23 protein-coding genes, 1 tRNA gene and 1 pseudogene are annotated in these 22,073 nt (G+C 61.7%); 10 read left to right on the top strand and 15 right to left on the bottom strand.

Going from position 1 to position 22,073, the window contains the following annotated elements; all coding sequences use genetic code 11:
* Window positions 1-71 precede the first annotated feature (71 nt).
* On the bottom strand, window positions 72-1,232 hold the full coding sequence (carA, locus tag KX928_RS22165) for a glutamine-hydrolyzing carbamoyl-phosphate synthase small subunit (RefSeq protein WP_219507140.1): 1,161 nt from the start codon (window positions 1,230-1,232) through the stop codon (window positions 72-74).
* Between the two features lie 222 nt (window positions 1,233-1,454).
* On the opposite strand from carA, the gene KX928_RS22160 reads away from it, so the two are divergent.
* Window positions 1,455-1,913, top strand: coding sequence for a GatB/YqeY domain-containing protein (locus tag KX928_RS22160; protein ID WP_219507139.1), 459 nt, complete (start codon window positions 1,455-1,457; stop codon window positions 1,911-1,913).
* On the opposite strand, the gene KX928_RS22155 is transcribed toward KX928_RS22160, so the two are convergent.
* On the bottom strand, window positions 1,910-2,086 hold the full coding sequence (locus KX928_RS22155; RefSeq protein WP_219507138.1) for a hypothetical protein: 177 nt from the start codon (window positions 2,084-2,086) through the stop codon (window positions 1,910-1,912). The genes KX928_RS22160 and KX928_RS22155 overlap by 4 nt on opposite strands.
* A 95-nt stretch (window positions 2,087-2,181) precedes the next feature.
* On the opposite strand from KX928_RS22155, the gene KX928_RS22150 reads away from it, so the two are divergent.
* On the top strand, window positions 2,182-2,883 hold the full coding sequence (locus tag KX928_RS22150) for a helix-turn-helix transcriptional regulator (RefSeq protein ID WP_219507137.1): 702 nt from the start codon (window positions 2,182-2,184) through the stop codon (window positions 2,881-2,883).
* Between the two features lie 89 nt (window positions 2,884-2,972).
* Here the strand turns inward: KX928_RS22150 and KX928_RS22145 are convergent, their stop codons facing one another.
* The 5 genes from KX928_RS22145 to KX928_RS22125 all read right to left on the bottom strand — a co-directional run bounded on the left by KX928_RS22145 (window position 2,973) and on the right by KX928_RS22125 (window position 8,840).
* Window positions 2,973-3,455, bottom strand: a complete 483-nt coding sequence (locus KX928_RS22145; protein WP_219507134.1) for a DUF2244 domain-containing protein — start codon at window positions 3,453-3,455, stop codon at window positions 2,973-2,975.
* A gap of 332 nt (window positions 3,456-3,787) precedes the next feature.
* Complete coding sequence (locus KX928_RS22140) at window positions 3,788-5,902, bottom strand: N,N-dimethylformamidase beta subunit family domain-containing protein (protein WP_219507130.1); 2,115 nt, start codon at window positions 5,900-5,902, stop codon at window positions 3,788-3,790.
* The gene (locus KX928_RS22135; RefSeq protein WP_257884030.1) at window positions 5,899-7,290 is read right to left on the bottom strand and encodes a TRAP transporter large permease; all 1,392 of its coding nucleotides are present in this window, start codon (window positions 7,288-7,290) and stop codon (window positions 5,899-5,901) included. Before KX928_RS22135 ends, KX928_RS22140 begins: the two co-directional genes overlap by 4 nt.
* The gene (locus KX928_RS22130) at window positions 7,287-7,769 is read right to left on the bottom strand and encodes a TRAP transporter small permease (protein WP_219507127.1); all 483 of its coding nucleotides are present in this window, start codon (window positions 7,767-7,769) and stop codon (window positions 7,287-7,289) included. Before KX928_RS22130 ends, KX928_RS22135 begins: the two co-directional genes overlap by 4 nt.
* A gap of 78 nt (window positions 7,770-7,847) precedes the next feature.
* A complete protein-coding gene (locus tag KX928_RS22125; RefSeq protein ID WP_219507124.1) occupies window positions 7,848-8,840 on the bottom strand; it encodes a TRAP transporter substrate-binding protein in 993 nt (330 codons plus the stop codon).
* 113 nt (window positions 8,841-8,953) lie between these two features.
* On the opposite strand from KX928_RS22125, the gene KX928_RS22120 reads away from it, so the two are divergent.
* The gene (locus KX928_RS22120; protein ID WP_219507121.1) at window positions 8,954-9,850 is read left to right on the top strand and encodes a LysR family transcriptional regulator; all 897 of its coding nucleotides are present in this window, start codon (window positions 8,954-8,956) and stop codon (window positions 9,848-9,850) included.
* Between the two features lie 117 nt (window positions 9,851-9,967).
* Here KX928_RS22120 and ctaD read toward each other — a convergent pair whose 3' ends face one another.
* Complete coding sequence (gene ctaD, locus KX928_RS22115) at window positions 9,968-11,638, bottom strand: cytochrome c oxidase subunit I (RefSeq protein WP_219507118.1); 1,671 nt, start codon at window positions 11,636-11,638, stop codon at window positions 9,968-9,970.
* Between the two features lie 286 nt (window positions 11,639-11,924).
* Between ctaD and KX928_RS22110 the strand changes: the two genes are divergently transcribed.
* Window positions 11,925-13,175: a sensor histidine kinase gene (locus KX928_RS22110; RefSeq protein ID WP_219507115.1), complete on the top strand. Its 1,251-nt coding sequence runs from the start codon at window positions 11,925-11,927 to the stop codon at window positions 13,173-13,175.
* A complete protein-coding gene (locus tag KX928_RS22105) occupies window positions 13,172-13,603 on the top strand; it encodes a response regulator (protein ID WP_219507112.1) in 432 nt (143 codons plus the stop codon). The genes KX928_RS22110 and KX928_RS22105 overlap by 4 nt, the downstream gene beginning before the upstream one ends.
* Here the strand turns inward: KX928_RS22105 and lipB are convergent.
* A complete protein-coding gene (gene lipB, locus KX928_RS22100; RefSeq protein WP_219507109.1) occupies window positions 13,582-14,274 on the bottom strand; it encodes a lipoyl(octanoyl) transferase LipB in 693 nt (230 codons plus the stop codon). The genes KX928_RS22105 and lipB overlap by 22 nt on opposite strands.
* A 35-nt stretch (window positions 14,275-14,309) precedes the next feature.
* Window positions 14,310-14,978: a DsbA family oxidoreductase gene (locus KX928_RS22095; RefSeq protein ID WP_219507107.1), complete on the bottom strand. Its 669-nt coding sequence runs from the start codon at window positions 14,976-14,978 to the stop codon at window positions 14,310-14,312.
* Window positions 14,979-15,132: 154 nt separating this feature from the next.
* Here KX928_RS22095 and KX928_RS22090 point away from each other — a divergent pair, with 154 nt between their 5' ends.
* Together KX928_RS22090 and KX928_RS22085 are read left to right on the top strand one after the other, a co-directional pair.
* The gene (locus KX928_RS22090) at window positions 15,133-16,440 is read left to right on the top strand and encodes a peptidoglycan-binding domain-containing protein (protein WP_219507105.1); all 1,308 of its coding nucleotides are present in this window, start codon (window positions 15,133-15,135) and stop codon (window positions 16,438-16,440) included.
* A gap of 134 nt (window positions 16,441-16,574) precedes the next feature.
* A tRNA-Leu gene (locus KX928_RS22085) sits at window positions 16,575-16,660 on the top strand.
* Between the two features lie 178 nt (window positions 16,661-16,838).
* Here KX928_RS22085 and KX928_RS24375 read toward each other — a convergent pair.
* A pseudogene (locus tag KX928_RS24375) lies at window positions 16,839-16,969 on the bottom strand (transposase); the annotation flags it as partial.
* Between the two features lie 295 nt (window positions 16,970-17,264).
* Between KX928_RS24375 and KX928_RS22075 the strand changes: the two are divergent.
* Together KX928_RS22075 and KX928_RS24180 are read left to right on the top strand one after the other, a co-directional pair.
* The gene (locus tag KX928_RS22075; RefSeq protein WP_257884029.1) at window positions 17,265-17,882 is read left to right on the top strand and encodes an IS110 family transposase; all 618 of its coding nucleotides are present in this window, start codon (window positions 17,265-17,267) and stop codon (window positions 17,880-17,882) included.
* A complete protein-coding gene (locus KX928_RS24180; protein ID WP_257884028.1) occupies window positions 17,882-18,004 on the top strand; it encodes a hypothetical protein in 123 nt (40 codons plus the stop codon). The genes KX928_RS22075 and KX928_RS24180 overlap by 1 nt, the downstream gene beginning before the upstream one ends.
* Before the next feature lie 451 nt (window positions 18,005-18,455).
* Here the strand turns inward: KX928_RS24180 and KX928_RS22070 are convergent, their stop codons facing one another.
* The 3 genes from KX928_RS22070 to KX928_RS22060 form a co-directional block, all read right to left on the bottom strand.
* On the bottom strand, window positions 18,456-19,202 hold the full coding sequence (locus KX928_RS22070) for a formylglycine-generating enzyme family protein (RefSeq protein WP_219507104.1): 747 nt from the start codon (window positions 19,200-19,202) through the stop codon (window positions 18,456-18,458).
* Window positions 19,203-19,219: 17 nt separating this feature from the next.
* Window positions 19,220-20,437, bottom strand: coding sequence for a copper-containing nitrite reductase (gene nirK, locus KX928_RS22065; protein ID WP_219507103.1), 1,218 nt, complete (start codon window positions 20,435-20,437; stop codon window positions 19,220-19,222).
* A 64-nt stretch (window positions 20,438-20,501) separates the two neighbouring features.
* Window positions 20,502-20,933 (bottom strand): pseudoazurin, encoded by a 432-nt coding sequence (locus KX928_RS22060; protein WP_219507102.1) that lies wholly within the window; start codon window positions 20,931-20,933, stop codon window positions 20,502-20,504.
* A 157-nt stretch (window positions 20,934-21,090) separates the two neighbouring features.
* Here KX928_RS22060 and KX928_RS22055 point away from each other — a divergent pair, with 157 nt between their 5' ends.
* Window positions 21,091-21,807 (top strand): Crp/Fnr family transcriptional regulator, encoded by a 717-nt coding sequence (locus tag KX928_RS22055; protein ID WP_219507100.1) that lies wholly within the window; start codon window positions 21,091-21,093, stop codon window positions 21,805-21,807.
* Window positions 21,808-21,811: 4 nt separating this feature from the next.
* Here KX928_RS22055 and KX928_RS22050 read toward each other — a convergent pair whose 3' ends face one another.
* A complete protein-coding gene (locus KX928_RS22050; RefSeq protein WP_219507096.1) occupies window positions 21,812-22,024 on the bottom strand; it encodes a hypothetical protein in 213 nt (70 codons plus the stop codon).
* Window positions 22,025-22,073 lie beyond the last annotated feature (49 nt).

Below are 22,073 nucleotides of genomic sequence, written 5' to 3'. Positions count from 1 at the left end.
ACGCGAGGCAACCTGTCAGATCAGGGTTAACGATCTGTTAAATTAAAGCTTTTCAACTATTGGGGGGCAGGTCAGGCCGCCCGGTCGGCCATCGCTTGGGCAAAACGCTCGAACAGATAATAGCTGTCCTGCGGTCCGGGGCTGGCCTCCGGGTGGTGCTGCACTGACCAGACCGGTCTGCCATCCACCCGAATGCCACAGTTCGAGCCGTCAAAAAGCGAGGTATGTGTTTCGACCACACCGTCCGGCAGGGACTGGGCATCCACGGCGAACCCGTGGTTCATCGAGGTGATCTCGACCTTGCCGGTGTCGTGGTCCTTGACAGGGTGGTTTGCACCGTGGTGGCCGTGGTTCATCTTGATTGTCTGGGCGCCGAGAGCCAGCGCCAGCATCTGGTGGCCAAGGCAGATACCGAAGACCGGCAGCTGCGTCTCTGCCAGCACCTTCTGGATCATCGGCACCGCATAGGAGCCGGTTGCCGCGGGATCGCCCGGTCCGTTGGACAGGAAGACACCGTCGGGGTCATGCGCCATCACATCGTCGAAGGTCGCCGTTGCGGGCAGCACGGTCACGTCGCACCCGGCGCTGGCAAGGCAGCGCAGGATATTGCGTTTGGCACCGTAATCCACCGCCACAACCTTATGCTTGGGGTGCAGTTGCGGGGCATAACCATCGGGCCAAGCCCACCGCATCTCGTTCCAGCGGTAGGACTGCGCACAGGTGACATCCTTTGCCAGATCAAGCCCCTCCAGTCCGCTGAAGCTTCGCGCCGCAGCCACCAGCGCTTCCACGTCGAACCTGCCTTCGGGATCATGGCTCAGGGCCACGTGCGGCGCGCCGGACTGACGGATGGCGCGTGTCAGGCGGCGGGTATCGACACCGCCCAGGGCAATGCGGCCGCGGGCGGCCAGCCATGCGTCCAGATTCTGCGTGGCCCGCCAGTTCGACGGGTCCGTTGGCATCCATTTGACGATCATGCCCTCCGCCACCGGGTCGCCTGTCTCATCATCCTGCGGGTTCACGCCGACATTGCCGATATGCGGGAAGGTAAAAGTCACGATCTGCCCGGCATATGACGGGTCGGTCATGATCTCCTGATAGCCTGTCATCGCGGTGTTGAAACAGAGTTCTGCCACGGTCTGACCGGTTGCGCCGAACCCGATGCCGTAAAAGATCGTGCCATCGGCCAGCGCCAGACAAGCGGTTGGGCGGTCGGACGCAGGAGGCTGCATGGGCGATCCTTTCAGGCGGGCTGGCGACAGTGAAATCTGGCGATACCTAGACGCGCGGCGCGGGCGGGTCAAGGCCCATTCACCGGCCCGAGAGCCGTGGCCCGGCCCGTGACGCGAGGGACCGTGTTGCGACTGCTGCAAGCTTTGGATAAGGTCCAAGGCCTGAACAGGTGCTTTATCGGTTTCATCCGTGTCAGGCCGCTTAACAAAGGATGCACAGCAATGGAATTGCGCGCCAAAGTCTCCGCCGCTCTGAAGCAGGCGATGAAAGATAAGGCAGCCGATCGGCTGTCAACACTGCGCCTGATCAACGCTGCGATCAAGGACAAGGACATAGCCGCCCGCGCGGAAGGCAACGAGGATGGCGTCGGCGATGGCGAAGTCCTTGCCATCCTTGGGAAAATGTCAAAGCAGCGGGCGGAGAGCGCGCGGGCGTACGAAGAAGGCGGCCGCCTTGATCTGGCTGAACGCGAGACGGCGGAGATCGCCGTGATCGAAGAGTTTCTGCCGCGGCAACTCTCGGATGCCGAGGCCGAAAAGGCCGTTTCTGACGCGGTGGCTGAAATCGGCGCGGACAGTATCCGGGACATGGGCAAGGTAATGGCCCTGTTGAAATCCAGATACACCGGGCAAATGGATTTCGGCACTGTTGGTCCCAAGGTCAAAGCCCGTTTAAGCTAGCTTGGCGCGCGCCGCGGCACCTGCAGTTTGCGGCGCCGCCAAAGCATCAGCTTTCTGAGCAGGATCGGCGGCGCGATGCGTGGCGCAGGGGACGGGCGGTGCTGGTTCTGTTCGTGCCCGGACCACCGGTCCAGACCGAGGCGCAACATCGTGTAATGATCGTAGGAATACATGGGACCTCTCCTTTTTACCTTTGTCGCAAACCCCTGCTGACAGTACGCTGTCAGCGGCTCCTGCTAGGGTGTCAGCAGTAAGAGAGGCGGACCCGATGCCACGTTCTGACCGGCTGTTCGAGATCATCCAGATTCTGCGGTCGGCCCGCGCGCCGATGACGGCCGATGTTCTGGCGCAGCGGCTAGAGGTGTCCAAACGGACCATCTATCGTGACATCGCGACCCTTCAGGCGCGACAGACCCCAATCGATGGCGAAGCGGGTATCGGCTACATGATGCGGGCAGGCTACGATTTGCCGCCGCTCAATTTCGATGCCGAGGAGATCGAGGCGCTGCGCGTCGGGTTGGCGATGCTGACCCGCACGGGTGACAGCGGATTGCAGGCGGCGGCATTGAGAATCCACCGCAAAGTGGATGCGCTGCACGGGCCTGCAGACTGGTTACAGGTTTCGCCCTGGGGGGCAGCGCCGGATGACCCCGGCAAGGGCTGCGTCTCGGTTGCATCTTTGCGCGATGCGATCCGCCGGGCCGTGAAACTGCGCCTCACCTATCGGGACGAGGCAGGTACTGATACCAAGCGTGTGGTGCGTCCGCTGGCGCTTGTCTATCATCTGGAATGCGTCTTGCTGGCCGGGTGGTGCGAATTGCGCGGCGGGTTCCGGCATTTTCGCGCCGACCGCATATACGCCTGCACCGTGTTGCCGGCATCCTTCGCGGAGCAGGGCGAAACCCTGCGCGCCCTGTGGCGCGAGCAAAACCGGTGGGATCTGCCGGCTGCGAGCCTAACGGACGTTTAGCGCGCCGGGGAAGTTGACGCCCGAAGGTGCGTGCAAATTCAAGGAGATACCGGCAGAAATCGGAACATTCACACGATGTGAACTCTTGCCTATCGGCGCCACGCGATCTGCAGCTCGTCATAGAGCGACACGCGTTCGTCCTCGCTGAGAAACGCGCCAATCTCCACCTCGCGCCCCATGCCCTTCAGGGTGACGTAATGCGGCACCGGCCCGTCTTTTTCGTACTTGGTGATCGTCGTCCAATAGCGCTTGCAATCCCACTCCTTCACCGTGCCGGAGGGTTCCTGCCGCACCAGGTGGGCGGCCTCGTCATCCAGCGTCAGGACCTCGGTGATCTGGCGCGCGCGGTGGTTGCGCCGGAGCGCGTGGTAGATCGCCCAGACGGCGCCCAGAAGAAACGGCAGCAGACCCCAGAGAATGGGGCTGCCCAGCAGCGGCAGGGCGGGGATCAGAATGAGCGTGAAGGTCGCCAGAACGAAGGCTGCCATGCCGCGCGGGGGCAGGGAGTTATGCGGCCAGAGCTTCAGCGTCTGGAGCCTGTCGCCGGGTTCTGAGGTCCATTGGTAGGGCATGAGCGCATGTTATCGCAGAGCCGCGGGGGCGCGCAATGCGGCACCTTGCCAAACCACCGCTCCGGGCGCCTCCGGGTGCACCGCGCGCCGGGCATCGGACGGTGGTGGGGGCGGTTCGGGCGTTAACGCCACTATAGGTGGAAAAATGAGCCTGCACGGCGCGTGCACAACATGTGCACAGGCTATGCACCGCAGCGGGGCCGCGGGCCCGGGTTAACGGGGCGACCGGCGGGCATGTTTACAGAACGCCAGGCCGCCGCACGCCGGTCGCGGCCCGCGAGATGCGCTGTGCGGGCGCGATCCGGCGGCAGCGCGCCGGGATGTCGAACAGCTCACTGCGCGCGCAGGCATTTCCGCAGCACATTGTGCAGGAGTTGCGAGATGTCATTATCGAAATCGTTCCACGGCAGGCTGCCACAGAATGTGATCGAGCCGGTGGCGAACACTGACCCGCCGCCCGGGTAGGTCGCGTAGATCATATCGGCGTGCTTGGCCTCTGCCTCCGGCCCGCCGGTGAGATTGGTCAGATGGGTCAGCTGCTCTTCGGGGACCAGCATGAAGCCGTTCTCCCGCGTTACCGAACGGGCCAGCAGGACGGCGGTTTCAGGTGTGCCAAGGCGGTGATCCATATGGTCCAGTTCGAACCCGGCCGCGCCATTGCCCGAAAACCCGTAATCGCCGATGATGTCGCCCTCTATCCCTTCGAACACCCAGTCAAAGGCGGCATCGACGCAGCTGCGGCGGTAGGGATCGCCGAAGAATTCGCCCTGTGCGGCGAAGCCGATGCCCACAAGATCCTGCGGGGCGCGGCCGTTGCGCCGCCAGAGGCCGCCGTAGGTGCCGTCGAAGGCGTTGTAATACTCGCCCGGCTCGGCGGCCCAGGCGCGGATGCCATCCTCGGCCCGGCGAATTTCCAGCAGGCTGTCGTTTTCCGAATGCACCGCGATGCGCCAGTAAAACCCGTTGCCGCCGAGATAGAGCAGGTGGCCCCCCGCATCGCGGTAATCGCGCAGCGCGTCGAGGGTTTCGGTGGTGTGATATTCAGGATGGCTGCCGGTGGTCACGGCCCTGTAGGGGGCAAGCGCGGCTGCGCCGTGGGTGTGCAGATCCTGATCGGTGATGATGTCGTAGGAGATGTCCTTGGCATGCAGCCAGCTGATCAAATGGCTGTCGGCGGGAAAATGGCGCAGGCCGGAGCAGGGGGTTGCCCCGAACGTCAGATAGCCGGGCCGCAGGTTGAACAGCGGGCGGCGGTGCGAGGCGTGGCAGATGCCGGAGCCGTCGCTGTGGTAGTTATAGGTGGACAGCCCGTAGTGCGGGTGTTCCGCGGGATTGTGCGGATAGGCCTGCCACGCGGCGATACGCGCCTGCCAGCCGGGCTCGTAGTCAGGCCGGGCGTGGTTGCCATAGACCGCATAGGTGAAGGTCGACACCAGCACGCAGAGATCGGCCTGTGCCGTGCCCCGCGGCGGGCAGACAAAGAACGGGATCGCGTCAGAGGCGCCGTTGCAGTCCAGCCGCATGATGTAGATGCCGGAGGGCATGTCATCGGGGATGGTGAGCGTGAAATCGGTGTCCCAGCCGAAATCGTAGATGTCATCCTCGTGAAAATGGATCGCCGCGTAATGGGCGGGCTTGTGGGTCCAGTTCATCTCTGACCCGTCCCAGGCAGCCCCGGTCATGGCGCGGGCCGGGAAGTTGACCAGGGCGAGATCGGGCCCGGCGCTGGCGGGTACCGTGGTGCCGGGGATATTGCGGCTGAAATCCCAGGCGCAGAGGGTCTGTGCGCCGGCGATGATCCGGGGGGCTTCGATCTTGCCGTTGAAATGCTGGCGGGCGTGGCCGTCAACCAGCCGGGCGGCGACCAGCGGTTTGCCCGAGACCGCGATGCGGGGGGCAGGGCCTTCGGCGGTCGCGGGGGGCGCGGTGCCGCGCCCCAGTTCGTGCTGCCGGAGGGTCATGCGCCCGGCCGCGATGCGCGCTTCGACGCGGTGCCAGTGGTGCAGTCTGAGCGGCGTGCCGCTTGACACGGTGGCGTCACCGCAGAGGAGGGCCGCCGCACCATCGGGGTCGAGATGCAGATCGAGGGCCCCCAGCGAGATCAGCGTTTGCACACCGCCGGTCAGCCGCGTCGGAAAGAGCGTGACAGAGACCACGAGCTCTGCACCCGCCTCGACCGAGACCGGCCGTTGCCCGATACCGTAGGAGCCAGGATAAAACGGGCGGTGCACTGACGGGAACTTTCCGGGCGCAAAGAAGTCCGATGCGTCCTCTTCCACGATGCCCGGCCCCTGCGGGTTCGGATCGGCGCTGATGGACCGGGTCAGCCGCGCCGTGAAGGGTGTGGCTGACAGCGACGACACCTTGAACGCCACTGTATCGCCCGGGCGGGCCGACAGCGTGTCGGTGTATCCGAGCAGCGGCAGGTCTTTGGTCTCGGCTGTCATCGCGATGGCCCGTACACGAGATCGGGCAGGAATGTCACCCAGCCGGAGAAGAACACGAGCAGCAGGATCATCAGCAGGTAGGGGATCAGCAGCGGCAGGACCCCGACAGAGATGTCCTCGATCGTGGTCTTGCTGATCCGCGCGGCGACAAAGAGGTTCACGCCGATGGGCGGGGTCAGAAAGCCGATCTCGCAGGTCATCACGGTGAAGATGCCAAAGACCACCGGGTCGATGCCGAGGCTGGTCACCAGCGGGAAGAACACCGCCGTGAAGATGATGATCTGCGGGATGCTTTCCAGCCACATGCCGACGATGATGTAGAACACCCCGATCAGCAGCATCACCAGCCACGGGTAATCCACCAGCCCGCGAAACAGGCCGAGCACCGCGTCGGGGATGTCAAAGATGGTGACAAGCTGGCCGAAGGCCTTGGTTGAGCCGAGGATGAACAGCACCGTGCCGATGACGATGGCGGTAAATTTGAACGCCGCGAAAAGCTTGGCCAGCGTCAGACCGCGGTAGATGAACAGCCCCACGAAGAGACCATAGGCAACCGCAACACCGGCGGCCTCGGACGGGGTGAAGATACCGGCATAGATGCCGCCCAGGATGATCACCGGGGCCATGACCGCCCATTTGCCCTCCCAGAAGGCGGTGAGCAGCGGACCCCAGCGGAATGGCTCGCCGGTGCCGCCGTAGTCGTTCTTGACCGAGATGACGAAGACCACGACCATCAGCATCAGCCCCAGCAGGATGCCCGGGATAATGCCCGCCAGGAACAGGCGCGGGATCGAGACATCGGTGACCAGCGCGAAGATGATCAGCAGGTTCGAGGGCGGGATCATGCTGCCAAGCGCACCGGCCGCGGCGGCAATGGCCCCGGCAAAGCGTGACCGGTAACCCTCTGCCTGCATTGCCGGAATGGTGATCGACCCGATGGCGGCGGTGGTGGCGGGGCCAGAACCGGAGAGCGCGGCAAAGAACATGCAGGCCACGACCGTCACCAGGCCAAGCCCGCCCTTGTAGGCCCCGACCAGTTTCTGTGCGATGTTGACCAGCTTTTCGGACATGCCGCCCTGTTCCATCAGCTGACCGGCCAGCACGAAGAGCGGAATGGTGACCAGCGGGAAGGGCTCGAACGCAGTCCATGCCGCCTGCGCCATCAGGGTCATCGGGATGTCGGCAATATGCAGCCCTGCAACGGTGGCGATGCCGGCGGCGAAGGGGATGGGCATGCCGATGGCCATGGTCACAACAAAGACGACCGCCATGACAACCGGCCCGTTGCTGCCGTCGGCAAGCACGAGGATCAGCGCGAGGATCAGCGCAGCCAGAATGGCGATCGCGGTGATATTGGGGCGCGGGCGGCCGGCCGTGGCGTCGGTCATAGCGGCAGCCCTGCGAAGTTGTCCCGGCGCCAGCGCCAGTAGACCTGGAGAATGCGCAGGACCATCAGGGCAAACAGCATGGGGATGAACATCTGCACCCAGCGCTGCTCGATGCCGAGACCGGGTGTCTGGTAGGTGACGTTGAACAACAGCTGCGTGTAGGTCGTGGTTTGCACGATCATGAAGATCACGAAGCCCAGCCAGAGCATGTCGGCCAGCACGACGCAGCCGACCTGCAGGCGGCGGGGCAGGCGGCTGATCAGCAGCGTGATGCGGATATGCGCCCGGTCCCGCGTGGCCATGGTGGCGCCCAGATAGACCGCGAAGATCATCCCGTAGACCGCCGTCTCCTCGGCCCAGGCGGCGGCGGTGTGGAAGACAAACCGCAAGATCACCTGCATCAGCACCGACCCGACGACAACACAGAGAAACAGCGTGCAGAGGACCTCTTCGAAATAGCGGTCAAGTTTGCTCAGCATGGGGCAGCCCCTTGAACGGAGGAGGGAAAGCGGGTGGCATGCGGGATATTGCCACCCTGTTGGGACAGCGACGCGGGGTTATTCGGCAGCGGCGCGGATTTCGGTGACCAGCGCGGTGAACTCCGCGCCCTTGTCGGCGGCGTATTTATCCTGCACGCGCTGACCGGCGGCGATGAAATCGCTCCGGTCGAACTCTGCGGTTTTCATGCCGCCCTCGCCGGTGAGAAAGGCGCGGATTTCACCGACCTGCCGGGTCATTTCCTCTTTCTGGAAGACCCCGGCGTCATGCGCGGCGCGCATCACCGCGTCGCGCTGGGCGTCGTCCAGCTTGCCCATGATCCGGTCACTGGCAAAGAGCGGCGAGAAATAGGTGAAATGTTCCAGCGCGGTGAAATGCGGCATGATTTCATAGAATTTTTGCGACTTGATGAAGGAGGTGCCGTTGTCGGCACCCTCTACCGTGCCGGTCTGCAGGGCGGTGGGCGTATCGGCCCAGGGCAGCGGGATGGGGGCGGCGCCGAATTCGGTGAAGGTGTCGATCATCACCTGGTTCTTGGGCACCCGCACCTTCAGCCCGGCCATATCTTCCATCTTGGTGATCGGGTTGCGGGAATTGTAGAAATCGCGGTCGCCGACAAAGCCGAAGGTGAGCAGGTGCACGCCGGTGGCCTCTTGCAGTTGCTGCGCGAAATTCGCACCCACCTCGCCCTCCAGCACGCGGTAGGCGTGGTCCTTGTCCTCGAAGATGTAGGGCAGCACGAAGGCATCCATCAGCGGGAAGTGGGGTGAGATGTTGTTGCCGGTGATCACATGCATGTCGACGGTGCCCAGTTGCATCGCCTTGAAAGCCTCATCCTCGCCCATCAGCTGGCCGCAGCAGCGCACTTTGACGTCGATGCTGCCGCCCGAGTATTCTTCGGCCAGCTCCTCGAACTTGTTGGCCAGCACGCTGTAGGAACTGCCTTCGGCGGCGGCATAGCCAAGGTTGATGGTCACGTCGGCGGCCAGGGCGGGGTGCGCGGCCAGCACCGCAAGCGCGGCGGCGAGGGAAAGGGGTTTGAGCGGTTTCATGGGTTTCTCCGGGTTGGTGGATTTCGCAGTTTTTTGATTATGCAGGCAGGATGACACATTTTATGTTGCCGGTATAATATCGACTGGGTAATGAATGATGCCGTATAAGCATCATGAAATTTGGCCTCAGACATATCCGCTATTTCATCGCCGTCGCGGAAGAACAGCATTTCCGGCGGGCGGCTGAGCGGCTGGGCGTGGCCCAGCCGGCGTTGAGCCGGGCGATCCAGTACCTGGAGAAGGAACTGGGCGTTGTTCTATTCACCCGCTCCAACCGCAATGTGCAGATTACCCCGGCCGGGGAGAGCTTTCTGGCGGGTTGCCGCGGGGTCATCAACTCCATCGACCATGCGGTCGACAACACGCGGCTGGCGCACAGGGGCCTGCTGGGCAGCCTGCGCATCGGCTATACCGATATGGCCATTGCCGGGTGCCTGCCGGTCCTGCTCAAGGCATTTCAGGACGGCCATCCCAACATCATCCTGCAGCCGCATCACGATGTCACCGTCACCCAATTGCAGAAACTGGACACCGGGGCGCTGGACATCGGTTTTGTCACCGGCCCGATCAACCGCACCGGATACCGGCAATGCCCCGTGCAATCCGAGCGGTTCGTCTGCGTTGTGTATGAAAGCCACCCGCTGGCCGGTCGCGCCGCGATCCGGCTGGAGGAGTTGGCGGGGGAGGATTTCGTGCATGGCTCGTCAAAGGACTGGGAGCAGTTCCATTCGTACCTCCTGCCGCTCTGCCGCCGGTCGGGTTTCGTGCCGCAGGTGGTGCAGGAGGCGTTCAACACCGCCGGGATTCTCGGTCTGGTGTCCGCCGGGATGGGCGTGACGATCCTGACCGAGAGCGTGCTTAATGCCATCGGGCCCGGGCTGGTCGCCATTCCGATCGAGGATGCATCGGAACGGTTGCAGACCGTCGCCTTCTGGAAACGGGACGCGCCCGACGGTGCGATGCAGTTGTTCGTGGATTTCCTGCAGGACTACGAACTGTCGGCGGACTGACCGGTGCCGGAGGGCAGGGGGTGTGCAGGTCGCTGCCCCGGTCCGCAGCCCGCATCTGCCTGTCGCGCAAAAAAAAGCCCCGGAAGTCCGGGGCTTTTTGGGGTGAGCATGGGTGCCTTAGTGGGCGTGCTTGTGATCCCACTCTTCCTGCTTGGGCAGGATTTCGAACGTATGTTCGGGAGGTGGGCTGGGCAGGGTCCATTCCAGCGTGTCCGCGTATTCGTTCCACGGATTGTTCTCGGTCACCTTTTTGCCGGAGCGCAGGGTCCAGGCGATGACACCGAAGAAGAACAGGAACGAAGCGAAGGACAGGAAAGCGCCCCAGCTTGACCAGGCGTTCCAATAGGCGAAGGCGTCCGGATAATCGATGTAACGACGTGGCATGCCCTGACGCCCGAGGAAGTGTTGTGGGAAGAAGGTCAGGTTGGCGCCGACGAACATCGTCCAGAAGTGCAGCTTGCCCGCCCATTCAGGATACATGCGGCCCGACATCTTGGGCAGGTAGAAGTAGATGCCCGCAAAGATCGCGAAGACGGCCCCGAGGCTCATCACGTAGTGGAAGTGCGCCACCACGTAATAGGTGTCGTGATAGTAGCGGTCCACGGCGGCCTGGGAAAGCACGATGCCGGTCACGCCGCCCACGGTGAAGAGGAAGAGGAAGCCAAAGGCCCAGAGCATGGGCGTTTTGAATTCCACCGAGCCGCCCCACATCGTGGCGATCCAGCTGAACACCTTCACGCCGGTGGGCACCGCAATGACCATGGTGGCGAGCATGAAATAAGCCTGTTGGTTCAGGCTCATGCCGACGGTGTACATGTGGTGCGCCCAGACAACGAAGCCAAGCGCCCCGATGGCGATCAGCGCCCAGACCATCGGCAGGTAGCCGAAGATCGGTTTGCGCGCAAAGGTCGCGATGATGTGGGAGATGATCCCGAAGCCCGGCAGGATGATGATGTAGACCTCCGGGTGGCCGAAGAACCACAGGATGTGCTGGTAAAGCACCGGGTCGCCGCCGCCTGCGGGGTCAAAGAAGGTGAAGCCGAAGTTCCGGTCCATCAGCAGCATGGTGATCGCGCCCGCCAGCACCGGCAGCGACAGCAGGATCAGCCAGCTTGTCACGAAGATCGACCAGGAGAACAACGGCACCTTGAAGAGTGTCATGCCCGGCGCGCGCATGTTCAGGAAAGTGGTGATCATGTTGATCGCACCGAGGATCGAGGAGGCCCCCGAGACGTGCACCGCGAAGATCGCGAGGTCCATGGAGAACCCGCCTTCGTTGGTCGAAAGCGGCGGGTAGAGCACCCAGCCGACGCCTGAGCCCAGCTGATCGTTGCCACCGGGGCTGAGGACCGAGCAGACCGCCAGCGTGGTACCGGCAACGTAGAGCCAGAAGCTGAGGTTGTTCATCCGCGGGAACGCCATGTCCGGCGCGCCGATCTGCAAGGGCATGAAATAGTTGCCAAATCCGCCGAAAAGCGCGGGGATCACCACGAAGAACATCATCAGGATGCCATGGCCGGTGATCAGCACGTTCCAGAGGTGACCGTTAGGGGTACAGGCTTCGCCGCTGGCGAAGAAGCGCGCCCCTTCCATACACATGTACTGGACGCCGGGGTCCATCAGTTCCAGCCGCATGTAGACGGTGAAGGCCACCGAGATGAAACCGACAAAAGCGGAGACGATCAGGTAGAGGATACCAATGTCTTTATGGTTTGTGGACATGAACCAGCGCTGGAAGAAGCTGCGTTCGTCATGGTGGTCGTGGCCGTGGATGGCTGCGTCTGCCATGCTCTTGCCTCCTGAATAGTGTTCGTTGGTCGATGACTGGCCGTTCCCAAGCCCGCCACCGGAGTCTCGTCGGTTTTAGAGGGAGTTGCGGCCGGGAGCAATGATCGTAATTGACGCAGCACAAGATATTTTCAGCTGTGCGGCGATCGTGAAATCACAGGCAGCCTGCCGGGCGGCCGCATCCGCGTCACCCGCGCATATTTACGGGTGGTTAAACTTCCTGCGCGATCTTCATTCGCAGGGGGTCACTTTGGCGGGCAGTGTGTCAGCTAGGAGAACAGGAAAAATGCAGGTGGTGCCAGCACAACATGCTGATAACAATACATCTTGTATGGATGCGGATGCCGTCGCCTTCTGGCGCAGGATGGCCGACTTGGTGCCGGGAATCCTTTACATTTTCAACCATGAGAAGAATTCGAACGAGTATTCCAACCGCGCGATCGGCGATATTCTGGGCTATTCCCCGGGTGAAATGCTTCAAATGGGAGACAACTTGTTCCAGACGCTGGTCCACCCCGATGACCTTCCCCGTCTGGGCAGACATCTCGACAGCATGCGCAGCCTTCCCGACGGGGGGGAAACGCACTTCGAATACCGGGTGCGGGCCAAGGATGGCGGCCTGCGTTGGCTGCGCAGCGTCGACTCGGTTTTCGAGAGGGCCGAGGATGGCACGGTTCTGCGCCATGTCGGCGTGGCAACGGACATCACCGCGGTGAAAGAAGCGGAACTGGCGCTGCGGGAGGTCAACAGGAATCTTGAGGAACGGGTGAAAGCGCGCACTGCCGACCTTGAGGTGCTGAACTCGGAGCTTGGCGTGTGCGTGGCCAAACGCTCGGCGGAGTTGCAGGAAGTCAATCGGGATCTGAAAGACCTCACCTATATCGCCACCCACGATCTGCGCGGACCGATCAACAACCTGAGCAGCCTGACGCATATGCTGAGCGACGCGGAGGCGCTGCTCCCGCCCGAACATGTCGAAACCCTGGGGTGGATGCGGGACGTATGCCATCAGGCCAGTGACAAGCTCGATGCGCTGATCTGCGTGGCGCAGGCGCATTCCAGCGCGCTGGATAGTTTTGAAGAGGTCGATCTGGAAGCTGCCATCGAAGGTGCGCTGGTCAACCTGCACTACCAGATCAGCAAGGCACGCGCGCTGATCGCCACGGATATCAAGGCCAAGACCGTCTGGTTCGTCGACCGGGAGATGGAGAATATCCTTCAATCCGTTATCGGCAATGCCATCAAGTATCAAAAGCCAAAGCAACGCCCCCGGATCTCGGTGACATCCTGCCAGAAAGAGGGACATGTGGAAATCGAGATCAGCGACAATGGCACGGGGCTTGATCTGCCCACGGATGAATCCAAGGTCTTCGGCCTGTTCCAACGCGCCCATATCGAGCCGGAGGGTACCGGCGTATCGCTCTACGCGATCCGCAAGACACTGGAGCGGGTGGGCGGCAAAATCGATGTCAGCAGCACGATCGGCGAGGGCAGCCGGTTCACGATCTGCCTTCAGAACGGGCCTCAAGCAGCATGACTTCCGACGCACCTTCCCTGAAACGCGTTCTCCTTGTCGATGACGACAAGGTCACCAACCTGATGCACGGCCGCATGATCAAACGGACCGGGCTGGTCGACCGGATCGACGTGGCGACCGACGGTGTGGCGGCGCTGGATTACCTCAAGGAGACAGCTGCGCGGGGCGAAACCCTGCCGGAGCTGATCTTGCTGGACATCAACATGCCGCGCATGGGCGGCTTTGAATTCCTGGAACATTACGCGGCGCTGCCGGCGCATATCCAGTCGCCCAAAACCATCATTATCATGCTCTCCACATCGGTCCTGCGCGCCGATCACGAACGCGCCGAAAAGGATCGCAACGTGCACCGGTTCATGTGCAAACCGGCCACCCCCGAGGATTTCGAGAGTTTCGTCGCGGAATATCAGGACGTCATGTCGTCATAGGAGGGAGCGGTCTGCACCGCTGGCGCCTGAAACACGCTGTCGAAGGTCTGGCGCAGGGCGACATCCACGTCGGAAAGGCTCACCGGAAGGCCAAGATCCACAAGGCTGGTGACGCCGTGATCCGCGATCCCGCAGGGCACGATGCCGGAAAAATGCGACAGGTCCGGCTCCACGTTGATGGCGAGCCCGTGAAAGCTGATCCATTTGCGCAGGCGTATCCCGATTGCGGCGATCTTGTCTTCCGCCGGCGTCCCGTCCGGCAGGGGCGGCTTGTCGGGCCTTTCGACCCAGACACCCACACGCCCCGCGCGGATCACGCCCGTGACGTTGAACTGCGCCAAGGTTGCGATCACCCAGGTTTCCAGTTGCTCGACAAACCTGCGCACGTCACGGCCGCGCCGGCCGACATCGAGCAACACGTAGACAACCCGCTGGCCGGGGCCATGATATGTATATTGCCCGCCGCGATGCGTGGGATAGACGGGGAAGCGATCGGGATCGACAAGGTCCGGGGGCTTTGCGCTGGTCCCGGCGGAGTAGAGCGGCGGATGTTCCACCAGCCAGATGCATTCACCGGCCTGCCCCGATGCGATCGCCTCGGCGCGCGCCTCCATCCAGCTTTCGGCGGTGCGGTAATCGGTCAGGCCTTCGGCAGCGATCCACTCGACCATTCAGGAACATCCTCGATCTGCCCGCGGCGGTTCCATCACGCGGCCCGGGTTTCGTCATGCAGTTGGCGCAGAACATCCGTATATGTTTGCGTGCCCTGCGCCCCGGTCAGCAGGTATTTGCCACCGAAAATCATCGAAGGAACGCCGGATATCCCGCGCGACGTCCAGAAGGACTGTTTCTCGCGCACCGGCTGCGCTTGGGCACCGGATTGCAGCGCGTCCTCTGCGGCGCGCGCGTTCAGACCGACCGTGCTGGCAATCTGCACCAGCACGCCGAGGTCTGAGACATCCAGCCCATCCGTAAAATAGGCGGTGAACAGCGCCATTTTCAGCGCGTGCTGCTTGTCCTGCGTCGCTGCCCAGTCGAGCAATTGATGCGCCAGAAACGTGTTCAGGATCCGGCTGTGATCGGTGAAATTGAACGCGAAGCCCAGATCCGCGCCCAGTTTTTGCAAGCTCTTGCGGTTCTCAAGGCTTTGTGCGGGAGACGCGCCATATTTCTCGGCCATATGCTCGGCGAGGTTCTGGCCACCCGCAGGCATGTTGGGATTGAGCTCGAAAGGATGCCACCGCAGGGCGGCCTGGGTACCCGTTGTCGCCAGGGCCTCTTCGAGCTGCCTGAAACCGACGATGCACCACGGGCACATCACGTCGGAGACGATGTCAATCTGCAGGCTGTCGGGCTGATCGGGAGTTTGGGACATCGGCGTTTCCGGATATGGGACTCCCCTGAAAATCGAGCCTGTGTCGGCAAAAAACAAGGGCAAAACAGGCAAAACCTCGCGCACCATTGACTTCGGTCGAATCGCAACCTGTGATAGCGTTGCCGCATATGTTGCTTACATTGGAGATTTTGTCATGTTTACCAAACGATTGACCGCCGCAGCCCTGGCTGCTTCCGTGGCTGTGATGCCTGCCGCACGTGTTGCCGCCGATGCCGGCGACTTTATTGCGGGGGCGTTGATCGGCGGGGTCGTGGGTCATGCTGTGACCAAGAACAACCAGAAGAAAAGGACCACAACGCGCACCTATCGCTCTGGCATCCCCTCGACACAGGAAGGGCGCCAGATCCAGTCATCGCTGAACTATTTCGGTTTCAACGCGGGCTCGGTCGATGGGCAGTTGGGGCGGCAGTCGCGCAATGCCATCGCATCCTATCAGGCCTACATGGGCTACCCCGCAACCGGGCAGCTCAGTGCGTTTGAGCAGGATCTTCTGGTCACCTCGTATAATCGCGCGCAGGCGGGCGGCTATCAGACAACGCAGCTGATCGCGGCCAATCCCGAGGGTCCGCGCGGTTTGCTGAAAACCTACAGGGCGGAACTGGCCGGGCACTCGGCCCCTGCGATTGCGACCCCGAATGCCCCTGTCGTGGCTGTGGCTCCGCAAGCGTCGGTGGTTGCCGCCGCACCGCAACCGCAGGCCGTGACACCGGTGCCCACGGTGACGGCATCGACACAGCCCACCGCACCCGCGGCTCTGCCGAATTTCTTTGAAGGCGGGGCGCCTGAAGCGTCGCTGGCCTCGCATTGCAACACCGTTTCCCTGCTTACCAGCACCAACGGGTATACAACCGCGGCCTCTATGACCGACCCGACGGCGGCGCTGAACGAGCAGTTCTGCCTCGCGCGCACCTATGCGATTGCACGCAGCGAGGAGTTGATCAGCCAGGTCAATGGTCTGACCCCGCAGCAGATCGCATCCCAATGCGAAGGCTTCAGCCCGGTGGTGAAACCCTATGTGGAGGGTTTGCCGCTCAAACCGCGTGATGTCGTGGCGCAGGAAGTGTCCGGGTTCGTCGCGACAACCGGCGCCTCCGCCCAGCAGCTTGGCGGCACAGCCAAAATATGCCTTGGTGTCGGGTACCGTACGGATGACATGAATGTCGCGCTTGGGTCCGCGCTGATCCTGTATGCCCTGGGGGAAGCGGTTTATGGCGAGTTGATGGGGCACCATCTGGCGCTTGGTTTCGGCACTCAGAAGAACGTGGGTGCTGCCGGCCCGTGGTATGAGGCCGCGCTGGCAGCCGCAGACGCCGGGGCGGATGCGGTGTTCGTGCCCGGCCAGCCCGAGCGCACCGACATCCTGCGCAAGGCATCGGTTCAGCTGGCGGGCAACACACCGGCGCAGGCCGGCGTTCTGCCGGTGTTTTCAGTGACAGAATAAGCCTGCGCCACCAACCGGCGATATCCTGACCCAACACGGTACCCCGGCAGAACCAACTGCCGGGGTATTTTGATGAAAATGGCTCTTCACAAGACGCCCGGAGCAGGCTAAAGACGCTGGACCTTCTCAAGCGTGCGGATGTGGCGGAATGGTAGACGCGCAGCGTTGAGGTCGCTGTGGGGTAACACCCGTGGAAGTTCGAGTCTTCTCATCCGCACCATTTCACATTTCTCTATACCGGCATCTAAAAATCCAAATATTACAGAGACTTGCGGCGTTCGGAACCCTTCTTTCCTGCCGGTCGCCAGTGGCGTGCTGAATACATTTCTTAGCACTGTTTTCTTCGCCAACAGATTGCCTTTTTCGTAGACATCCCAAGGGCTTGCGAGGAAACAGTTCAAAAGTTCGGGGTCGACCGACGGGCGTCCCTTATGGCTAAAAAATCCGACATATGAACACGGATGTTGCAGAGATCAAGGAACCGATCAATCAACCGTAGCAAGTGATCTTGCGGGACATGATCTTCCAGCGAGAACTCATAGAACGGCCGCGCTGGAGCTTCCTGCCTTGGTCCCCTCGTGGCGCATCCTCCTGCTCCTAAAGGGAATTGAATGAGCCGTTTGCCTGCCGATCAAGCAGGAGTTTTTCAACGAAATGGGTTCAATGCCGCTGTTCTCCGCTGGGCAGCATCCATCTTTTGCTGCCCGTCATCATCACATACTGCGGCCCAAAGCATGCGCAATTGGGCTGGCCCTGATGTTAGGCCGGGCTCCCGATAGGATCACAGGATGTCTGTGAACAAGGCAGAATGATGATGGCGTACTTTGCCGGACTGGATGTATCCCTCCGATCATGCGCTGTGTATTGTGGATGCGAGGGGTGGCGTTGCCGTTGAGCGTGAAATGGCCTGTGAGGTTGATGAGATCGTCCAGTGTTTGGAGAGCTTCGCGCATCCGATTTCAAGGATCGGATTTGAGGCTGGCACAATGAGCCAGCATTTGTTCTACGGGCTTAAGAACAATGGCTTTGATGTCGTCTGCATGGAAGCGCGCCAGGTCAGTGCCGCTTTGTCGGCAATGCAGAACAGGACGGATAAGAACGACGCCCGCGGCATCGCTCATTTTCTGAGAACTGGCTGGTTCAGTCCGGTTCACATGAAGAGCCGGGAAGCGCATGGAACTCGCGCCCAGCTGAGTTGCCGAAAAGCCTTGCTCTACAGGACAATCGATCTGGCGAAGGAGGTTCGCGGCCTCTTGAAGATATTTGGACTGCGCCTGTCCCAGATGGTCCAGCATGGCAGTTTCGACGACCTGGTGCGCCCCTTCATCGAAGCCGACGGGGTCTTGGCGCACGCCATGTTGCCGCTGTTGGATGGCCGTCTTGAGATTTTCCGGCAGTTCCCCGATCTGGATCGCAGATCAAATCCTGGGGGATGCGTCTGATGCGTACCAAGGGGCAACGTCGCGCTGTCGTCGCTGTCGCGCGCAAACTGGCCATTCTTCTCCACCGCATGTGGACAGATGGCACCGAGTTCCGCCCGGTGATGGTGGAGGGTACGGTATGATCTTAAGCGCCCTCCACCCAACCTGAACGGGATCGTCCTCGCCGGACGAGGTCTGTGGATGAAACCGAGTTTGACTGCTGCGCAATGGGCAGCGCGTCCCAAACGAGGCTCTCCACTGCCGATCCGGGCCATGCGTGCACCGGTGGGCCCCCCGTGGCACCACTCAGACTGCTAAGAGGAGCGTGACCCGGATGAGTGACGTGACCCATGAAAGGGGGAAAGCGAGCTTGACCCGAAGGCCCAATTAAAGAAGCCGCCGTTGACAATTGCATCTGAAGCTGCGGTGCAGCTTCGCCAGACCAGACAATCGCTGCAACCGCACAACTGGCTGATTTGCGGACCGAAACTGCGGGCGCATACGACGTTTGGTCACACAGATTGTGATGCTCAGGAGCGAGGATGTCGATGTTTGCACCTGCCGCAGCTTCAAAATCCGCGGAGACTGCGATACTTAGATCGCCTTGTCACTTACCAGGCGCATTCCAAGATGTGCCGGGGGCATTCCAACCGCGCAGCCACCACGGGCCGGATCGCGCACAAGGAAAGACATTGCAGCCAGATGCTCTCCGCCCACGAAAAAGGCCGGGCAGCGGTCAGTTGCTGCGCCGCCTGAAGTGCCGTTGTAGCATTCCATCGTCCATTCCCAGACACTTCCATTCAGGTCCGCAATCCCCTCGGGTGAGGTCGAAAAACTGCCCTGGGGCTTCAGCGCACGGGGCGTCAGACCTTCGATCAGGTAGCTGGACGCCCAGGTCAGCGACGGATCGGTGAAGAGCGGGTCCGATGCCTCCGGCAGGACCGATGCTGCCATCGCATCCCATTCAGACGCCGTTGGCAGGCGGAAGTCGTTTCGGGTCTTCTTGCTGATCCAGCGCACGTATTGCTGGACATCGACATAGCTGAGCCCGGTGGCGGGTGTTTTGCCCGGGTCCTGATCGGGCCGCGCGCGCAGCGTCAGGTCGCAGGCGCCGTCCATTGCACATCTGTTCCATTCGGTGATCGTGACTTCATGCCGTTGGGCATAGAGCGCGCGGCCGTCCGGCATCATGACCGGCTTTGCCGCCATTTCGGGCAGGAAAGCAGGATCGGGGCCGCGCTGTATCAGCGCGACCCCGAGCGTGCCCGCCGCTGCCAGACCCAGAACAAAAAGTCGAAGGGACGATCTGTTGAACAGGGATCGGGGTGCGGCGGCGGTCATTGGTCTGTCCTCCGTTCTCAGGCTTCGAAGGAGCGGGGCGCGACGACCTGCTCCATCAAGGCGTTGTCCCATTGTCCTTCGACAACAACATGCGCTGTGGCACCAAGCATCACACCTTCGATCAGGTTGTGGTTCACATAGGCGTAGACCCCCGGCTGTTCGAAGGTATACATCGCGGCCACCGCGCTGCCGCCGCGGACAAACCATGTCTCCATGTCTTGCAATGGCGCGTCGGTGAAGGATGATTCCCAGACATAGTTGCCGTGCCCACCGATCAGGTGCGGACGCGAGTCCCTGTTGGCCTGGTTGTGCACCATCAGCACGGTCTCGCCCACATTGGCCTTGATCGCGCCCTCGCCGGTCAGCGCACCAACGGCACCGTTAAAGACCGAATGGGTCGGGATCAGACCACGCATCGCTTCGAGACTGTCGGCATAATCGTCGCCCGCCGCTTCGTAAGTCTTGTAGTCGCCGTTTTCGTCTTTGGGCAGGTAGTAATCCTGCTCACCGAAGTAAGCGATGCGGTCATAGCGCAGCGGATTGCCATCCTTGTCCTTCAGCCCGTCGCGCGGCAGCACCATGATGGCGCCGTTCATCCCGTGGGTGACGTGATAGGGGATCATGTCGCCACCGGGCGCGCAGTGGTAGGTAAAGCAACCGGGCTTGGTCGCTTTCCAGCGCAGCACGCATTCCTCACCGGGATAGACGTGGGTCAGGCCACCGCCACCAAGCGCACCTGTTGATGCGTGGAAATCGATGTTGTGCTCCATCATGGAACTGGTGGGGTTGCGAAGGGTCAGTTCGACCATGTCGCCCTCATGCACGATGATGAGCGGCCCCGGGACCGAGCCGTTGTACGTCAGCGCCCAGACGCTTGCGCCGTTGTCCTCATCGACGACCATCAGGCGTTCTTCGGTCTCCATGGTAATTTCGACGATCTTAGGGCCGCCGGTCGCGACCTGTTCGTGTGCGGGCGCAAAAGGGGGTGCGACGAGCTCCTGCTTGACACGGGTGTAACCGCTGAGGTCCGCCGGTTTCGCATTGCTGTCCGCAGACTGCGGGTCGGCCGCCCTGTAGAGCCTGGACGACGTCGCGTTGATGCCATGCATTTTCGGACTGCGTGGAGCCGACATCGCGGCGGCGCCGGTCATTGCGGCAGCTCCGGCAAGCATGCTGCCACGTAACACGTTGCGCCGGCTGGTTTTCATCAGGCCAGGATTGATCAGTTTGGTCATGGTTCCCTCCTCTGGGGATTGGCTTTGGCTGCGGGCAATCCGCCTGTCAGCCATTGAAATTCAGTCAAAGATTGCCGAGCTGTGCCTCAAAGCGTTTCTTGGCCTTGGGCGACACACGTCCTTTAAAGAAGTCGTCGGGCACCTCTGCGTCGCCGACGGCAATGGTCATCACCATCCCCATGGCGTAATGCGGTTTGCAGATCACGCCATAGAGGCCTTCTTCGATCAAAGTGATCTCGATCTCTTCGTTGATCTTGCCTTTGAAAGTGTCTGCTCCCTCGGGCAGCATCCCCTTGTTGACTTCGGCGTTGTGACCCTTGTCAGCGGCGATGAACTTGATCGTATCGCCGGGTGCGGCCTGAATGAACGCCGGTTCGAAAACCATGCGTTCGCCATCAGAGCCCTTGTTGAGCATCTGAACTTCGAACGTCTCGGCGAAGGCGGTACCGGACATCAGGGCGGCCAGCGAGAGGCTTGTTGCAAGTGCGCGGATCATTGGTGCTTCCTTTCAGATCAGCATTTTTGTCGATCCGAAGAATACCGACTTGCGGAAGCCGGAGTTTGCGCTGGGACAAAGATTTTGAAAGTTGCGTGTGGGGGGGGGCGGTGCAATTCGGTAGCGTTGCGCACTGGATATGTGACACAACGTTTGCATGAACGAATTGCCGTCCCGCAAAACCCTGCCGCGCCTGGATGAAAGCCTGCTGAAACATCTGCCGCCGTTCTCCCGTCTGGAACGGCGCGAGATCCGTGCGATCCTCGATCAGGCGACGTCGCGCAGGTATGATGTGGGGGTAGCGATCTTTGACGAAGGAGCCGTGGCCGAGCGCTTCTTCATGCTGCTTGATGGCTATGTCCGCGTGGTGCGTATCACGCCGACCGGCGAGCAGGTGACCGCGCTCCATATCCCGGCGGGCCAGCTGCTTGGTATCGCAAAGGCGATTGGCAAGGACACGTACCCCGCCACCGCGATGACGGCCACAGATTCTGTTGTGCTGAGCTGGCCCACGCGACTGTGGGGGCGCTTCGTGTCCGAGTATGACGGTTTTTCCACCGAGACGTATAAGACCGTCGGCAAGCGGCTGGGTGAGTTGAACAACCGCATCGTCGAGATGGCCACCCTGCAGGTCGAGCAACGTGTCGCAAATGCCGTACTCCGGCTGATCAATCAGACGGGTCGCAAGGTCGAAGACGGGATCGAGATTGACTTCCCGATCACCCGGCAGGATTTGTCGGAACTGACGGCCACCACGTTGCACACGGTCAGCCGGTTGCTGAGCGGCTGGGAGAAACAGGGGTTGGTCCAGAGCAAACGCAAACGGATCACGGTACTGGATCCGCATGCGTTGGTGGTTCTTAGCCAGGGATGAGGGCCTAGGCCACTCCGGCCGCGCGCATCAGTTCGGCAATGAATGCCGTCTCGTCCAGGTCATATTCCCGGCAGCAATCCACGATCGTGTGAAACGGGCCGATCAGGCAACCGACGCACAGCATTTTGTGGCGATTGAACACCGCGATGGTTTCCGGCCAATGGGTCATCAAATCAGAAAGTGGCAGGTCTGGATCATCCAGTCTCGGGCGCGCCATGGCGTTCTCCTTGTAGGACCAGACTAGGATGCAAATCCGCCGGAACGTT

The sequence above is a fragment of the Roseobacter insulae genome (genome assembly GCF_019375555.1).
GTDB classification, from domain to species: Bacteria; Pseudomonadota; Alphaproteobacteria; order Rhodobacterales; family Rhodobacteraceae; genus Roseobacter; species Roseobacter insulae.
The sequence above is the reverse complement of the archived record's forward strand: the minus strand, read 5'-3'. Positions and strand labels throughout refer to the sequence as shown.

What these genes read in the sequence shown, in the direction of transcription:
- KX928_RS22070 (WP_219507104.1), bottom strand. Translation starts at nt 19,202, where the DNA reads ATGACCGCCGCCGCACCCCGATCCCTGTTCAACAGATCGTCCCTTCGA.
- KX928_RS22135 (WP_257884030.1), bottom strand. Translation starts at nt 7,290, where the DNA reads ATGACCGACGCCACGGCCGGCCGCCCGCGCCCCAATATCACCGCGATC.
- KX928_RS22050 (WP_219507096.1), bottom strand. Translation starts at nt 22,024, where the DNA reads ATGGCGCGCCCGAGACTGGATGATCCAGACCTGCCACTTTCTGATTTG.
- KX928_RS22060 (WP_219507102.1), bottom strand. Translation starts at nt 20,933, where the DNA reads ATGATCCGCGCACTTGCAACAAGCCTCTCGCTGGCCGCCCTGATGTCC.
- KX928_RS22150 (WP_219507137.1), top strand. Translation starts at nt 2,182, where the DNA reads ATGCCACGTTCTGACCGGCTGTTCGAGATCATCCAGATTCTGCGGTCG.
- KX928_RS24180 (WP_257884028.1), top strand. Translation starts at nt 17,882, where the DNA reads ATGCGTACCAAGGGGCAACGTCGCGCTGTCGTCGCTGTCGCGCGCAAA.
- KX928_RS22145 (WP_219507134.1), bottom strand. Translation starts at nt 3,455, where the DNA reads ATGCCCTACCAATGGACCTCAGAACCCGGCGACAGGCTCCAGACGCTG.
- carA (WP_219507140.1), bottom strand. Translation starts at nt 1,232, where the DNA reads ATGCAGCCTCCTGCGTCCGACCGCCCAACCGCTTGTCTGGCGCTGGCC.
- ctaD (WP_219507118.1), bottom strand. Translation starts at nt 11,638, where the DNA reads ATGGCAGACGCAGCCATCCACGGCCACGACCACCATGACGAACGCAGC.
- KX928_RS22110 (WP_219507115.1), top strand. Translation starts at nt 11,925, where the DNA reads ATGCAGGTGGTGCCAGCACAACATGCTGATAACAATACATCTTGTATG.
- KX928_RS22095 (WP_219507107.1), bottom strand. Translation starts at nt 14,978, where the DNA reads ATGTCCCAAACTCCCGATCAGCCCGACAGCCTGCAGATTGACATCGTC.
- lipB (WP_219507109.1), bottom strand. Translation starts at nt 14,274, where the DNA reads ATGGTCGAGTGGATCGCTGCCGAAGGCCTGACCGATTACCGCACCGCC.
- KX928_RS22155 (WP_219507138.1), bottom strand. Translation starts at nt 2,086, where the DNA reads ATGTATTCCTACGATCATTACACGATGTTGCGCCTCGGTCTGGACCGG.
- KX928_RS22125 (WP_219507124.1), bottom strand. Translation starts at nt 8,840, where the DNA reads ATGAAACCGCTCAAACCCCTTTCCCTCGCCGCCGCGCTTGCGGTGCTG.
- KX928_RS22105 (WP_219507112.1), top strand. Translation starts at nt 13,172, where the DNA reads ATGACTTCCGACGCACCTTCCCTGAAACGCGTTCTCCTTGTCGATGAC.
- KX928_RS22055 (WP_219507100.1), top strand. Translation starts at nt 21,091, where the DNA reads ATGAACGAATTGCCGTCCCGCAAAACCCTGCCGCGCCTGGATGAAAGC.
- KX928_RS22130 (WP_219507127.1), bottom strand. Translation starts at nt 7,769, where the DNA reads ATGCTGAGCAAACTTGACCGCTATTTCGAAGAGGTCCTCTGCACGCTG.
- KX928_RS22140 (WP_219507130.1), bottom strand. Translation starts at nt 5,902, where the DNA reads ATGACAGCCGAGACCAAAGACCTGCCGCTGCTCGGATACACCGACACG.
- KX928_RS22160 (WP_219507139.1), top strand. Translation starts at nt 1,455, where the DNA reads ATGGAATTGCGCGCCAAAGTCTCCGCCGCTCTGAAGCAGGCGATGAAA.
- KX928_RS22090 (WP_219507105.1), top strand. Translation starts at nt 15,133, where the DNA reads ATGTTTACCAAACGATTGACCGCCGCAGCCCTGGCTGCTTCCGTGGCT.
- nirK (WP_219507103.1), bottom strand. Translation starts at nt 20,437, where the DNA reads ATGACCAAACTGATCAATCCTGGCCTGATGAAAACCAGCCGGCGCAAC.
- KX928_RS22120 (WP_219507121.1), top strand. Translation starts at nt 8,954, where the DNA reads ATGAAATTTGGCCTCAGACATATCCGCTATTTCATCGCCGTCGCGGAA.